The following is a 14083-nucleotide window of genomic DNA, read 5'->3' as shown; positions in this document are numbered from 1 at the left end:
ATTTAGGGATTAACAAACCTGACTAAAACTTCATTTCAAATCCGCCAGCCGGTAACCGAGGTAATGGTCGACCAGCAGCTTGTAGTTCAATTTTTTCCGCGGGCTGCTGATATGCACGCTGTAAGCGCCCTCGCCGAGTTTCGAAACATCGAACCAGCGCCCGTAAGTGAGCTCGTTGACGGTTTCATGATAAATTGTGCGCATTTCGCTGTCGATAATGCGAATGTCATAGCTTTCCTGGGCGGGATTCTTGAGGATCACTTTCATTTTTCCCTGCTGCACCACATACACATTGGTCATCGCCGTTTTCACGTTCACATCCGACGCCGGCAACGACGATTCCGGCTCCGACATGCTGCGGTAGTCCGTCCGGCTGTCGGCGATGATGTCGTACGTCTTAATTTTTTCGGATAGCAGCTCGCGCGCCATCAGTTTGGCAAGCAGGTCGTTGAAAAGCCGCACATTTCGTTTGGAAAGCTTCACATACTTGCGGGCCATCGACTCCTGGTAGAGCAAATGATTGCCGCCGTCGAAAAACTGCACCACGGTATTGCGCGAATTCGGGTCGGTGTGGACCTGCCAGTAACCTTTATCGGATTCTACATAAGCCTCGGAGGTGGCAGCCTGCGCCGTTGCGGGAATGAAACTGGCCAGCCAGAGGGTCGGCGCCAATAAAAGGGCAAGGTGAATTTTCTTTGTTTTCATGGCTATCAAGGGGTGGAATATTTTTTGAACAAACACACAAATCCTGCTCAATGGGAGGCATTTCCCATTTACACATTCCATTTATTGATGGCCATCAATTTGTTTCAAAGAGGGAGTTGGGAATGTGAAAGTTGCAGCATATGTAAATTCTTTTCGAGATTGGGTAACAAAAAGAAATAGCTATGGTAACGATCACACAATTCGTATACGTGAAGCCGGGTAAGGAGGAGATTTTCCAGCAATTCGAGTCGCTGGTGCTGCCGCTGATACCCCAATACAACGGAAAACTGCTCCTGAGGCTGCGAACAGGCCCGGAGCAGTTGATCGAAGGCGATCTGGAGGCGCCTTATGAAGTGCATTTGGTGAGTTTTGAATCGGAAGCGGATCTGGCAGCCTACATGGCCGACCAGACCCGCGAACAAAACCTCTACCTGAAAGAGGAATCGATTTTGAAAGTAATGACTGTCAGGCAGCCGTAAGCCCGGTCACGGTGCCGGCGGAATGTAGGCCGGCACTACGTTCGATACCGGTTTAATGGATTTCAGGTAGGCGAAAATGGCACGCATGTCTTCTTCGGCCATATTCACATAGTTGAACCACGGCATAGGCGGCATAAGCGGGCGGCTGGTTTCGAGGCCTTTGAATTTGCCTCTGCGCATGGCAGTATTGAACTGCTCGAACGTCCACGTGCCGATGCCCGTCTCATCGGGCGTGAGGTTGGCTGCAAACGACATGCCCCACGGACCGGCAAATGCAGTGCTTTGACCGTTAAAAACGACCCATTCGCCCGTTTTGAGGATACTTTTATCAAAAGTCCCCAGCGGCTGGCTGCTATTGTGCCCCGACAGGAACCGGTCCATATCCGGCGCAGGCCCTTGTGGCGTCATCTTTTTGGGTGCATGACAATCGGCGCAACCCATGATGGTCACGAGGTACTCGCCCCGCTTTACCACATCTTCTTTGGAGACTACTACGGCATTGGCATGCGCGGATTCGGACAGCTTTTGGACAGCCCGCTTAGGTGTTTCGAGGGCCTTCGTAAAGGCACAAACCGACCAAACGGCCACAGAAGCGGCCAGGTAAACGATTTTCATGGTGATAGATTTAAAAGTTAAAGTCTCGTCAGGCGAACCTCACCTGCTTGTCGGGTAACCTGAAATACTGGTATTGATCCTGAAATATATAAGTAGGCACTTCGCTTGTAAAATCCTTGAAATCGCGGATGAAATGCGCCTGATCGGAATAGCCGAATTTATAGGAAATATCGGCCCAGTTGGGCGCCGACGACATTCCCGAAAAAGCTTCGTAAGCATTCCTGAACCGGATAATGCGCTGGTACATTTTGGGTGTGGTGCCGTAATGGTCTTTGAAAATCCTTTCAAGCTGGCGCTTGCTGATGAACAAATTCTCGCTTAGTGCGTCGATTGACAGCCTCCCTTTCGACTGGCGGATCAGCCGCGTGGCTTCGGAAATATGGCGCTGCCCCGACTGTGTATTTTTCAAAAGTCCCCGCAGGAAGTTCTCCACCACCCGCACCACATCCCGCATCTCCCGTAACCCATATACGTTATCGACAAGGCGGTTAATGCTCTTTCCAAAGCAGCTTTCGAGGTCGGTAAACTGGTTAAACAACGGCGCTATCGGTATTTTGAACAGTTCGAGGGCGCTTTCCGGCCGGAGCCGTATCCCAAACTTCCGGCACGAGCCTACGGTTTTCCACTGCACGGCATCGCGGTACAACCCCACCAAAAATGCGGGCGGCAACTTCTCCCATTGCCCGTCGAACAGCGCATCGCATCGGTTATCATCCAGGTGCAGGATCAGTTCCAGCGTCCCGAACGGCATACAGCGCTGCACCGGCGACTCGCGTTCGCCTTGTGTTTCAAAGCGGTGCAACCAGTAGCATTCGACATATGGCAATAATTCGGCAGATGGTTGAAATTCCTGATAACCTGAGCTCATCGTTCCTGAAAAGGGCTTTTTGTAATAACGCTGCAAAACTAGGGCAATTCTGAACGCCTGTATTGTAAAAAAGCGACATGCGCCAGCGAATTACTTAAAAATCAACGCATTGTTAGGCAAAACAATTAGTAAGCGGTTTCAATCAACCGCATCAAACCCTTTACCATGATTCAAAACCACATGCGTGCTTACGGATCTTTCTTCTAGCTCGATGATGCGGTAGCCGTAATAACGGCTGTGCACGACAATTTCCAGCGGGTTCTTTTCCATTTGGACGGATGCGGCCGGGGTTACGTATTGTGTGAGGTTCTCTTCTTTGGTAAAATCGTCGGTGTGGTAGTGTCCGCTGAAAATGGTGATCTCGCGGTCGCTGCGCACGAGTAGTTCCTTTACGGCAGCGCGGTTCAGCAACGGGTATTTGAAGTCGACAGCGGTGAGGACCTGCAACACGGGGTGATGGATAAAAAGCAACACGTGTCGGGTGGTAACAAGCTCGTTTTCAAGCCACCGAAGTTGCATTTCACTCACCGAATCTGACGATGAGTCGAGGAAAATGTATTTGAAATGCGTCTCCTCCACTGCATGGAACATTTCACTTTTTCCTTCCAGGTATGCCGGCTGGTAATGCGGCCGGATGTCCGCAAACTTGTCGTGATTACCGGGAATGATCGTAAAATCGAAGTCTTTCATCAATGCAAAAAAGCGCTGGTAGGACGCCGGATTCCCAATGTCGCCGGTAAAAATGATGTCCCTGATTCCCCTTGCGCCGACGTCCTGTAAGATCAGTTTCAGGTTCGTGTCGGTATCGGCCCCGTTTTGTGCCGACCATTCTTCCATTAAATGAATATCCGTTATCTGCGCAATCCGTTTCATAGCGTTCTTTTTTTCCTTCCAATTAAAACACAAAACCGCAGCAATAACTGATCCAATCAGTGAATTTGGACTGTGCCAATGCTCGCAGCTGATCATTTTGAGCCGAATAAGCAGTTTATTCGGCTCAAATTTTCACTATATTTGAGCCGAATAACTATAACATTCGGCTCATGAATTATATCTGGCAACATTCCGAATGGCCTGAGTTCCGGTATAATCTTGCCGACATGGACGATATTTTATTCGTTTTCGCCGAAGAAACGGGGCATATCAGCGGCATTTTGAAGGGCACAACCAACGCATTGCAGGTAGAAACGCTGATTAACACGCTCGTTGCCGAGGCGATCAAAACGTCGGAGATCGAAGGGGAATTTCTGAGCCGGGAAGATGTAGTTTCTTCCATCCGCAACAATCTCGGCATGGCGGGCAAACCTGAGCCTGTTAAAGACCGGAAGGCGCAGGGAGCAGCGGAACTGATCGTAACCGCCCGGAATTCCTATGCGGCACCGCTTACGGAAGCAATGCTTTTTGACTGGCACCAGACATTACTCAAAGACAGCAAAACCATCGACACCGGCGCCTGGCGGAAAGGCATGGCTCCCATGCAGGTCGTTTCAGGTTCGATCGGCAAGGAGAAAGTCCATTTCGAAGCCCCGCCTTCCGAGCGCGTACCTGCGGAAATGGCACAATTTATCGAGTGGTTTAATGCAACGGCGCCGGGAGGATCGAGAGAAATGACCAAAGCGCCTGTGCGTTCGGCTATTGCGCACTTGTATTTTGAAACCATCCACCCTTTCGAGGATGGCAATGGGCGGATTGGACGGGTAATCGCGGAAAAGGCATTGTCACAAACACTCGGCCGGCCCGTGATGCTCAGCCTGTCGCGGACGATCGAAGCGGAGCGGAAAAAGTATTACCATTCACTGGAAACGGCTCAGAAAAACATCTACATCACCGCCTGGATCGCCTATTTCGTGCAAACGATCATCGACGCGCAGATCCAGACGCGGATTATGCTGGATTTCACATTGAAGAAAACGCGGTTTTTCGACCAGTTTAAAAGCCTGCTCAACGAGCGCGAAACGAAAGTCATCCAGAAAATGCTCGAAACCGGTCCGGACGGGTTCGAAGGCGGCATGACGGCGAAGAAATACATGTCGATCGCTAAAACTTCCAAAGCCACCGCCACGCGGGATTTGCAGCATTTGGCCGAAATCCAGTGCCTGGCCCCTTCCGGCGGCGGGCGCAGCACGAGTTATCAGCTGCGCATTCCTGAAAATTGATTTTTATCTCTAACTTTCCCTAACCTTTAATACCTTAAAAATTTATGAAGAAAGTATTCCAAACCAACCTGTACCGGACTACCCGGCGCTTCGTGCTTTCGGCGGCTGCGCTGCTGATGGCCGCCTTTCCGACCCAAGCCGACAATGCTCCTCTCGCCTCGCCGATCGAAGGACGATGGGACATTTCCGTAGATGCAAATGGCAAAGTGCTGCCATCCTGGCTGGAAGTGCGCCACTCGGGCACCAAAACACTCGTGGGGCAGTTTACCGGTTTTTCCGGCAGCGCCCGGCCTATTTCCGTGGTGCATTTCAAGGATGGAAAGTTCGATTTCGCGATCCCGCCGCAATGGGAACATGGGGAGAGCGACCTGAAAGTGGAAGGGACCGTGTCGGGCGATGCCATTACGGGCACGCTGGTCACGCCGGACGGCAAGTCTTACAGCTACAAAGGCGTGCGTGCGCCTTCGCTACGCGGCAAACCCACGCCTGCATGGGGAGCGCCCATCAAACTCACAGGCGGTAACGAGATCAAAGGCTGGCATGCCACCGGCGAAAACCAGTGGGTAGCCGAAAACGGCATTCTGCGCAGCCCCAAATCCGGTGCTAACCTGGTTACCGACCAGAAATTCGGTGATTTCAAGCTGCATATCGAGTTCCGCATTCCCAAAGGCAGCAACAGCGGCGTGTACCTGCGCGGCCGCTACGAAGTGCAGATCACCGATGGCAAAGGCATGGAGCCCTCGCTCGATCAAATGGGCGCCGTTTACGGTTTTATCACCCCAAGCGAAATGGTCGCCAAAGACGCCGGCGAATGGAACACGTTCGATATCACATTGGTAGGCCGCATGCTTACGCTTGTTGCGAACGGCAAAACGGTGATCAGCAACCAGGAAATCCCCGGAATTACCGGCGGCGCGCTGGATAGCAACGAAGGCGAGCCCGGCCCGCTGTACATCCAGGGCGACCACGGCCCGGTAGAATACCGCAACATCGTGATCACGCCAGCCAAATAACCGGCTGCTGCTCAAAAGCCACGTTCAAATGATAATCTTCGGGTAACACGGGGTATTGGCGCCGGGGGTAATTTTGACGTCCTAAACTCACTGATAGTAATGGATTCCAGAAGAGATTTTCTCAGAAAAGCCGCCCTGCTCGCCGGCACGGGCGCGATGGCTAATTCACTCCCGCCCGTTATACAAAAGGCCCTGGCCATTGACCCGGCGCCCGGCAGCACGTTCTACGACGCCGAGCATATTGTGTTCCTCATGCAGGAAAACCGCTCGTTCGATCACCAGTTGGGCATGCTGCAGGGCGTCCGCGGCTTCAACGACCCGCGCGCCATCGACCTCGCCGATCAAAACAAGGTTTGGTTTCAGACCAACAAGGCCGGCGACACGTATGGCCCGTTCCGCCTGGACGTAAAAGATACCAAAGTGGCCTGGATGGGCTCCATTCCGCACGGATGGACCGACCAGACCGACGCCATGAACGACGGAAAATACGACCGCTGGCTCGACGTGAAAGCGCCGCGCAACAAGCAATACGCGCACATTCCGCTCACAATGGGTTATTGCGACCGCACCGATTTCCCGTTCTATTATTCACTTGCCGACGCATTTACCGTTTGCGACCACAATTTCTGTTCGAGCATCACGGGTACGCACCCCAACCGCTACTACTGGATGACCGGCACGGTACGCGACAAAAACGAACCGTCCGGCATAGCGCATTTGTGGAACATCAGTAATTACGAATACCCCGAACTAACCTGGAAAACATATCCCGAACGCCTTGAAGAAAACGGCGTCAGCTGGAAGGTTTACCAGAACGAGCTTACGATGGGTTACGGCCTCAAAGGCGAGGAAAGTCAGTGGCTGAGCAACTTCGGCACGAATGTTCTGGAGTATTTCAAAGCCTACAACGTGCGTTTCCATGAAGGCGGGTTCGTGAATCTTGAAAACAAGCGGCAAACGGTCGTGCAGACGATCGCCGATCTTGAAAAAGAAGCAGCTGCCGACCCGCGCGCCGCGACCCGGCTTGCCGCGGCGAAAAGGCTCCTGAAAAACATTGAAACCGCACAAACGAAGTTCAATAAGGAAACGCTGGCCAGCCTTTCGGACAAGGATAAAAAACTGAACGACAAGGCATTCACTACAAATAGCAACGACCCGCATTTCCACGAGCTGACCTCAATGGAGTATTCCGACAACGGCACCGGACGGACGCTGAATGTACCGAAAGGCGATATTTTTCACCAGTTCCGTGAGGATGTCAAAAATGGGACGCTGCCCACGGTTTCGTGGCTGATGTCGCCTGCGCGCTTTTCGGACCATCCCGGCGAGCCGTGGTTCGGGCCGTGGTATGTGAGCGAGGCGATGGAGATTTTGCTTCAAAACCCGGATGTTTGGAAAAAAACGATTTTCATCGTGACCTACGACGAAAATGACGGCTATTTCGACCATTTACCGCCATTTACGGTTCCAAATCCCTACAAAGAAAACACCGGAAAAGTCTCTGCGGGCATTGATCCCAAAATGGATTTCGCATTGGCCGATCAGCAGACCAACCCGTCGGCCAACCTGGCCAGTATCCGCGAAGGCTCCATCGGCCTGGGTTACCGCGTGCCGATGATCATCGCATCCCCCTGGTCGAGAGGCGGTTATGTAAATTCAGAAGTATTTGACCACACGTCCTCATTGCAGTTCCTGGAAAACTTCCTTCAAAAGAAGTTCAACAAGAAAATCCAGGAAGAAAACATCACCCAATGGCGTCGCACGATCTGCGGCGACCTTACGTCTGTTTTCCGGCCCTACAATGGCGAGAAGATCGAAAAGCCGGTTTTCTTGCAGCAAAAGCCATTTATCGAAAGCATTCACCAGGCGCAATTCAAGCAGGCCCCGGAGAATTTCAGGAAGCTTGGCGCGGCCGAACTCGCGGAGCTGAATAAAGATCCGCGGAAATCGGCATTGTTCCCGACGCAGGAAAAAGGCGTGCGCCCGGCTTGCGCATTGCCTTACGAGCCGTTTGTGAATGCGCAGCCTGGCAGAACGGCAGGCACATTTGAGCTGACGTTTAAGGCTGGAAATCAGGTTTTTGGCACAAAATCGAGCGGTATCCCCTTTCGCGTGTATGCGATGAAGCCTTACCGCAACGAAAAGCTGCGCTCCTGGGATTACAGCGTTGCCGCAGGCGACCAGCTCACCGACGCATGGCAACTGGCTGATTTTGAAAACAATGCCTATCACCTCCGCGTGTACGGGCCCAATGGCTTCTACCGCGAGTTCATGGGCGATCATGCGAACCCGAAACTGAAAGTCAGCTGTGAATACGAGGTAAAATCCTCCAAGCCAACCGGCAATGTGGTGGTAACGATCGAAAACCTCGATTTCAGGACTCACGACGTGGTAATAGGCGATAATAGTTATAAAACCGGCGTTAAAAACAAGAAATTCGCCGTTGGCGGGAAGGCTTCGCTTGTGCTGGACCTGGGCAAATCATTCCAATGGTACGATTTCAGTGTGAAGGCAAAAGGTTATGAAGGTTATGAAGAGCGATTCGCCGGGCATGTGGAAACCGGTGCCGTCACGAAAACCGATCCGCTGATGGGTGGCGTTGTATAGCGGATGTTGTTACATGCCTACGGCATTTTGAAATCGTTCGAAAATTGGTTTGATACCCAGGTTACGTGCCTAAGGCACTTAGGACTGCGGACGACCGCCGCATCGGACACTGCCCAGGGAGTACTACTCTCATGAGTAATGTGTTAAATCGCGTTGGCGATGTAGTATTGGTAGAAATTATGCAGAATGTGTTTCGCAAAATGCCATAGGCATGTAACAACAATAAGGCCGGGAATCGCCCCGGCCTTAAATATTGTCGATGAAATGTAACCTGACCCCTATTTCCTGAACGGAATCATCGCCCGCAATTGCGCGTCGCGCAGGTACATACCCGCCCACACGAGCACACCCAACGTTGCCGCGAAGGACAGCGATTGCTTTGCCATTACCATCACCGCAATGGCGCCGCCAAGGTAACCGGTGATCAAAATCGCCCCCAGAATGGCTGTGCGGGGAATAATGTAAAGGATCGTAGATACCAGCAGTGCGATCCCGATGCTCTGCACCTGATCCGCGGGCCAGCCCAGCGCCACCGATCCTTCCATCGAAAGCGGGTGCTCGATCACCTTCATCACGGCATCGACGAGGAGGAACAGAATGCATAAAATGCTGATTATCTTGCCGATAATGGCAACTTTGTCAGTGCGGGGCTTTGTGTCCTGGGTAACAAATGTAGCTTCCATGATTTCTTCCGGTTTATATAAGTTTTGTTTGATTGAATGATACAAAACTAGCAGGTGCCGGAGCGGCAAGCGCTGTGTAAATACGGCAGTGTTAGGGGGCATTTGCGCCATCAGCCAAATATCATATCAGGGAGGCGACACAATGGATGTGTTTCTATTGCGTTTTAGGTTACAAAAAGTAGAAATTATTAGTAACTTGCTTATAACTGAAATTCAGAACGTAGCCCGCAGAAACTGAAATATGAAAGAACCGATCGTGCAGGATCACATCCTTGCAGCAAGCATCCGCAATGGCGACATACCTTCATTCACAAGGGTTTATGAAACCTACCACGCTTATCTGTTCCGCTTCGCATTACGGTTTTTAAAGTCCAAAGAACATGCCGAAGAAGCCGTTCACGATGTATTCCTGAAATTGTGGGAAAACCGCGATTGCCTGAACAACGAGTCGTCGTTGAAATGCTACCTGCTCAAAATCTGCAAAAGCCACATCTTTCACATGCTCACGCGAGCGGGAAAAGAACAGGCCGTACTGCAACTTTGATCGCTCCAAGCCGGGCCAGATAGATGGACAAAGAAATTCATATCCGGAATCTCGTTTACAAATACATCTCGAACCAATGCGACGGTCACGAGCAGGACGAACTGCTCCGGCACCTGCAAACGCCTGCCGGCAAGTGGGTTTTCGACGAAGTGATGACTTCGGAAGCCGGTAAAATCTTCACCAAAAGCGAGGAAATAGAACCTGCCGTTTCGAGCAGGCTGCTGGGGCGATTGCGCCAAAGCATGGTCGCAGAAGAAACGGCCGAAGCGCCTCCGCTGCCATTTTATCGTAAAAGCAGTTTTATTCAAATCGCCGCGGCGCTGGCGGCATTGCTCGCAGCCTGGGCCATTTACTGGTTCGCGTCCTGATTACCTCCCCTACTTTTTGAGATACTCGTCGGTAAAATGCGTCCTGGCTTTCGGTTGGGCAAATTTCTCGCTGTTATAGCTTTGCGAGTTCCCCCGCGGGATCGACAGCGACGACCATTTGTCATCCAGCGCCATTTTCCCGATAAACACGATCTGCCCCACATGGTACGGATAATGCGCCAATTGCCGGTTAATGGCCTCCATCACGGTATGTCCCTGGTTTCGGATATAAACGATGGTGTTCCAATTGGATTCATTCAGTGAATCGAGCGCGTGGAAAAGGCAGTCCCAACCCTCGTTCCATTTCGCGAGGAGCTCGATCCGGTCGCTGATGTCGTTATCAAACTCCGCATCGCGGTTGCGCCATTCCTTTTCGCCGTCGGACGTCAGGAAGTCGGTCCAGCGGGAGAGCATATTGCCCCACAAATGCTTCACGATGCTGGCAATGCTGTTGCTTTCCTCATTGTATTTCCAGAAAAGCTGCTCGTCGTCCAGCTGCGCGATCGTCTTTTCGCCGAGCATTTTATAGTATTCAAACTGCTTTCTGACGCTATCAATGTAATCCTGGCTCATGGCGTGATGATTTGAGATTGATTTTACATTCCAAATTACTAATTACTTCCCACTAAACGAACCCGGATCACGGCCCCGTAGGCCACTTTTATGTCAAAAATTTCTCCCAATGCAGTTCCGTTTACGATAGAGAGGATCATCCTGATCACGCCGGCGTGGGTAACAATGCCCACTTTGGCAAATTCCGCTCGCCCCAGCTCTTCCCAGAATGCCTTCACGCGTGCGTACATCTGCATCATGCTCTCGCCGCCGGGCGTGCACACGTTCACATAGTCGTCCATCCAGGCTTGCAATGCCGGCTGATCCACGGTGTCCCACGTTTTTCCTTCCCATTCACCAAAATCGAGCTCCTGCAAACGGTCGTCCATGACAAAATCGGCTCTTAATGCCCCGGCAAGCTCCGTACATCGGAACGCCGGACTCGAATAAAGCACATCCAGGTCGTGATCCACCTGCGCACGCACGGTTTCGAGCTCGGTGACAAAATCACCGTGCAGCAAAAGGTCTTTGCGACCGTAAATAAGCCCGGGTTCAAGAATGGGCGTCGTGTGCCGGATCAGGAGAATTTCCATAAAACGACAAGAAAGAAATAGAATGTTACCTCGCAAACCTGCTGAATGGCGCCCAGGCAATCGCCGGTATATCCGCCGATCCATTTCCTGAAATAGCGCGCAAGCAGTACCGTCACCAGCCCCAGCACGACAATCGCCGCCAAAAGCAACGGCTGACCGAGATGAAATGCAAATGCCAACAGTGGCAGAACGCCGAAAAACGTGGCCGTGGCCAGCACGGCAAACGGCGGCTTTTCCGCCACGGGCTTTGCCTTGCTATCGGTATCTCGCGAATAGGGCAAAGTATAAATGATGAAAACAGGCATCAGCCTGCTCAAAGCATGCCCGCTCACCAAAGCACCCACCATGCCGCTCTCCAAACCGGCAACCGATTGCAAAAGCAGGAATTTCAACCCGAGTATCAACACCAACCCAACCGACGCGTACGTGCCCACGCGGCTATCCTTCATGATTTCGAGGATTTTTTCGCGCGTCCAGCCGCCTCCGAAACCGTCACAAACATCGGCAAAACCATCCTCATGAAACGCGCCGGTTAATAGAATGGAAATGATCATCGAGCAGAGAACAGCTATCGAAGGGTTTGCAAGATAATCCGCTACAAACCATGTTGCAGCCGCCGCTAATCCGACGATCCACCCTATCAACGGCAGATAGCCGGTGGCGAGACTGAGGTTTTCAGGCCGGTACGGCACCCACCGCGGTGCGGGCAGGCGGGTATAAAATTGTAATGCCGTAAAAAACAGCGTGAATTGCTGGCGTAGGTATGCCATGGGCTTAATATTCCGTTTTTTGACTTACACCCGCGCTTTCAAAACTCGCCATTTCGTTCAGGAAGGCAACGGCGCTTTGCAGGAGCGGATAAGCAAGCGCGCAGCCCGTCCCCTCGCCCAGCCGCATATCCAGCGAAAGGAGCGCATCGGCTTCCAATGCTTGAAGCAGTAACCGGTGGCCTTTTTCATCCGACTGATGGCAGAAAACGGCATTTCGCCGAATGTCGGCGTTCATTTTGAATGCACACAAATAGCTCACGGAGGCAATGAAACCATCCACAAGTACCAGCATGCCCAGGCGCGCGGCCTCCTGCATCGCGCCGCACATCATCGCGATTTCAAATCCGCCAAAAGTAGCCAGCACCGACTCAGGATCACCGCCCACATTATAATGCAAATCCATTGCTCTGGCGAGTACGGCTATTTTTTGTGCCAGCTGCGCATCGCTGAGCCCCGTGCCTTTGCCGACGCATTCCTCAATCGGGATGTCCAGCAACCGGCTCATGATCGCCGAAGCGGAAGAAGTATTTCCAATACCCATTTCACCGAAACCGATCACGTTGGCGCCAGTTTCGTGAACGTCCCGTACCAGTTCGGCGCCTTTTTCCATGCATTTCCGGCATTCGGCGGCCGTCATTGCGGGCGCTTCCGCGAAGTTCTTCGTACCGAAACCGACCTTTGCGTGGATGAGCTTGTCGTTTTTTTCAAAATCGTAGTCCACACCCGCGTCCACGAGCAGCAGCTTGATGCCATGCTGCCTGGTAAAAACATTGATCGCCGCCCCGCCTCCGATAAAATTGAGCACCATTTGAGGCGTCACTTCCGATGGATAGGCGCTCACGCCCTGCGAGGCAATGCCGTGGCTGGCGGCAAACACAATAATGTGCGGGTTTACCAGCTGCGGCGACAGGCTGGTTTGCACTGAGGCAATCTGAAAAGCCAGCTTTTCAAGTTGCCCCAATGCGCCCAGCGGTTTGGTTTTCAAATCAATTTTCGCCTGGATTTCCTGGCTGGTCACAACGGCAGTATGCATGGTTATTTCGAAGATTTTAAAGTGATGGGAAGCCCCGAAACCAGCATAACTGCTTCCCGGGCTGCATTGGCTACATATTGGTTGGCCCAGCCCTGCAAATCGGTAAACTTCCGGCCGGCCTCCGTTTCGGCATGTACGCCCATGCCAATTTCATTGGAAATGATGATCAAAGTGGCGTCAATCCGTGTGAGCGCATCGATCTCCGCCTTGAATGCGGCAAGCGACTTTTCGACGTCGTACTCGAAGGCCGTAAAAAGGTTGGTCAGCCACAATGTCACACAGTCGATCACCGCCGTTCTTCCCGTCAGCGGGAGCAAATGAATGTCCGTTTCACGTTCGAGCGATGTCCATTCAGGTCCGCGCTCATCTCGGTGGCGTTTCACGCGTTCGGCAAAATCCTCGTCCCAGATCCTCGATGTGGCCACATACACCGGATCGGCACTTTGCTGCAATGCCAAATCCATCGCATACCGGCTCTTGCCGCTGCGGACGCCGCCTGTCACGTAAATGATCATGACGGCTCGGCGCTTTTGAAACGCTTGTACAGGAAGAGCTGCCATTTTTCCTCCGCTACCCCAGCCTTGTCCATTTCAGCTCTGGCCAGTGTGAAAAACAGGTCCGAAAGCCGGTTGATATAAGCCGGAATGGCCTCATGCACTTCGTCGGTTTTGGTGAGCGACACGAGCCTGCGTTCACCGCGGCGCATTTGCGTGCGCGCCATGTGGCAAAGTGCCGAAACCTCGTTCCCGCCCGGCAGCAGGAAGTAATCCGAAGGGGAAGTCATAGCAGCTTCCAGCGCATCAATCCACTCCTCACAAAAAACGGCGCCATCCACGGGCATCGGGTTTTTGTTTTCCTTCTTGGCATCCGACGGGCGCGCCAGGTGCGACATCATGTCCATCAGGTCTTTTTGTATTTTATGCAGATTAGGCTGCCACTCGTGGCCGTTACCGAGCTTCACGCGCAGCATACCGATCGTCGAATTGGCCTCGTCGAGCGTGCCGATGCATTCGATCCGGACGTCGTCCTTGCTTACCCGGCTCCCGCCAAACAGTCCGGTAGTGCCCTTATCGCCCTTTTTAGTGTATATTTTCATT

17 protein-coding genes are annotated in these 14083 nt (G+C 52.4%); 6 read left to right on the top strand and 11 right to left on the bottom strand.

Going from position 1 to position 14083, the window contains the following annotated elements; all coding sequences use genetic code 11:
* Positions 1 to 30: 30 nt before the first annotated feature.
* Entirely contained in the window at positions 31 to 705 is a 675-nt protein-coding gene (locus DFER_RS26880) for a T9SS type A sorting domain-containing protein (RefSeq protein ID WP_015814824.1), read from the bottom strand.
* Positions 706 to 887: 182 nt separating this feature from the next.
* Between DFER_RS26880 and DFER_RS26875 the strand changes: the two genes are divergently transcribed.
* A complete protein-coding gene (locus DFER_RS26875) occupies positions 888 to 1184 on the top strand; it encodes a hypothetical protein (protein ID WP_015814823.1) in 297 nt (98 codons plus the stop codon).
* A gap of 6 nt (positions 1185 to 1190) precedes the next feature.
* On the opposite strand, the gene DFER_RS26870 is transcribed toward DFER_RS26875, so the two are convergent.
* From DFER_RS26870 to DFER_RS26860, 3 genes are all read right to left on the bottom strand, one after another.
* Positions 1191 to 1799, bottom strand: a complete 609-nt coding sequence (locus DFER_RS26870) for a c-type cytochrome (RefSeq protein ID WP_015814822.1) — start codon at positions 1797 to 1799, stop codon at positions 1191 to 1193.
* 28 nt (positions 1800 to 1827) lie between these two features.
* Entirely contained in the window at positions 1828 to 2667 is an 840-nt protein-coding gene (locus DFER_RS26865) for a helix-turn-helix domain-containing protein (RefSeq protein ID WP_015814821.1), read from the bottom strand.
* A 138-nt stretch (positions 2668 to 2805) separates the two neighbouring features.
* On the bottom strand, positions 2806 to 3540 hold the full coding sequence (locus DFER_RS26860; RefSeq protein ID WP_015814820.1) for a metallophosphoesterase family protein: 735 nt from the start codon (positions 3538 to 3540) through the stop codon (positions 2806 to 2808).
* Between the two features lie 170 nt (positions 3541 to 3710).
* Between DFER_RS26860 and DFER_RS26855 the strand changes: the two genes are divergently transcribed.
* The 3 genes from DFER_RS26855 to DFER_RS26845 all read left to right on the top strand — a co-directional run bounded on the left by DFER_RS26855 (position 3711) and on the right by DFER_RS26845 (position 8443).
* A complete protein-coding gene (locus tag DFER_RS26855) occupies positions 3711 to 4823 on the top strand; it encodes a Fic family protein (protein ID WP_015814819.1) in 1113 nt (370 codons plus the stop codon).
* A gap of 44 nt (positions 4824 to 4867) precedes the next feature.
* Positions 4868 to 5836 (top strand): 3-keto-disaccharide hydrolase, encoded by a 969-nt coding sequence (locus tag DFER_RS26850; RefSeq protein ID WP_015814818.1) that lies wholly within the window; start codon positions 4868 to 4870, stop codon positions 5834 to 5836.
* A gap of 99 nt (positions 5837 to 5935) precedes the next feature.
* The gene (locus DFER_RS26845) at positions 5936 to 8443 is read left to right on the top strand and encodes a phosphocholine-specific phospholipase C (RefSeq protein WP_015814817.1); all 2508 of its coding nucleotides are present in this window, start codon (positions 5936 to 5938) and stop codon (positions 8441 to 8443) included.
* A gap of 278 nt (positions 8444 to 8721) precedes the next feature.
* Here the strand turns inward: DFER_RS26845 and DFER_RS26840 are convergent, their stop codons facing one another.
* Positions 8722 to 9126: a DoxX family protein gene (locus DFER_RS26840; RefSeq protein ID WP_041736741.1), complete on the bottom strand. Its 405-nt coding sequence runs from the start codon at positions 9124 to 9126 to the stop codon at positions 8722 to 8724.
* A gap of 241 nt (positions 9127 to 9367) precedes the next feature.
* On the opposite strand from DFER_RS26840, the gene DFER_RS26835 reads away from it, so the two are divergent.
* Both DFER_RS26835 and DFER_RS26830 read left to right on the top strand, forming a co-directional pair.
* Positions 9368 to 9670 (top strand): RNA polymerase sigma factor, encoded by a 303-nt coding sequence (locus DFER_RS26835; protein ID WP_015814814.1) that lies wholly within the window; start codon positions 9368 to 9370, stop codon positions 9668 to 9670.
* Between the two features lie 23 nt (positions 9671 to 9693).
* Positions 9694 to 10038 carry a hypothetical protein gene (locus tag DFER_RS26830; protein WP_015814813.1) on the top strand — a complete coding sequence of 115 codons (345 nt, stop codon included), beginning with the start codon at positions 9694 to 9696 and terminating at the stop codon, positions 10036 to 10038.
* A gap of 9 nt (positions 10039 to 10047) precedes the next feature.
* Here the strand turns inward: DFER_RS26830 and DFER_RS26825 are convergent, their stop codons facing one another.
* From DFER_RS26825 to DFER_RS26800, 6 genes are read right to left on the bottom strand one after another with little or no spacing between them, the layout of a single operon-like run.
* Positions 10048 to 10611, bottom strand: a complete 564-nt coding sequence (locus DFER_RS26825; protein ID WP_015814812.1) for a DUF1572 domain-containing protein — start codon at positions 10609 to 10611, stop codon at positions 10048 to 10050.
* A gap of 38 nt (positions 10612 to 10649) precedes the next feature.
* On the bottom strand, positions 10650 to 11183 hold the full coding sequence (cobC, locus tag DFER_RS26820; RefSeq protein ID WP_015814811.1) for an alpha-ribazole phosphatase family protein: 534 nt from the start codon (positions 11181 to 11183) through the stop codon (positions 10650 to 10652).
* Positions 11168 to 11953, bottom strand: a complete 786-nt coding sequence (locus DFER_RS26815; RefSeq protein WP_015814810.1) for an adenosylcobinamide-GDP ribazoletransferase — start codon at positions 11951 to 11953, stop codon at positions 11168 to 11170. The genes cobC and DFER_RS26815 overlap by 16 nt, the downstream gene beginning before the upstream one ends.
* A 4-nt stretch (positions 11954 to 11957) precedes the next feature.
* Positions 11958 to 12986, bottom strand: coding sequence for a nicotinate-nucleotide--dimethylbenzimidazole phosphoribosyltransferase (cobT, locus tag DFER_RS26810; protein ID WP_015814809.1), 1029 nt, complete (start codon positions 12984 to 12986; stop codon positions 11958 to 11960).
* Between the two features lie 2 nt (positions 12987 to 12988).
* Complete coding sequence (locus DFER_RS26805) at positions 12989 to 13501, bottom strand: bifunctional adenosylcobinamide kinase/adenosylcobinamide-phosphate guanylyltransferase (protein WP_015814808.1); 513 nt, start codon at positions 13499 to 13501, stop codon at positions 12989 to 12991.
* Positions 13498 to 14082, bottom strand: a complete 585-nt coding sequence (locus tag DFER_RS26800) for a cob(I)yrinic acid a,c-diamide adenosyltransferase (protein WP_015814807.1) — start codon at positions 14080 to 14082, stop codon at positions 13498 to 13500. The genes DFER_RS26805 and DFER_RS26800 overlap by 4 nt, the downstream gene beginning before the upstream one ends.
* Position 14083: the final 1 nt, after the last annotated feature.

The organism is Dyadobacter fermentans DSM 18053 (assembly GCF_000023125.1).
GTDB lineage: Bacteria > Bacteroidota > Bacteroidia > Cytophagales > Spirosomataceae > Dyadobacter > Dyadobacter fermentans.
This window is presented reverse-complemented; position numbering and strand designations above follow the sequence as displayed.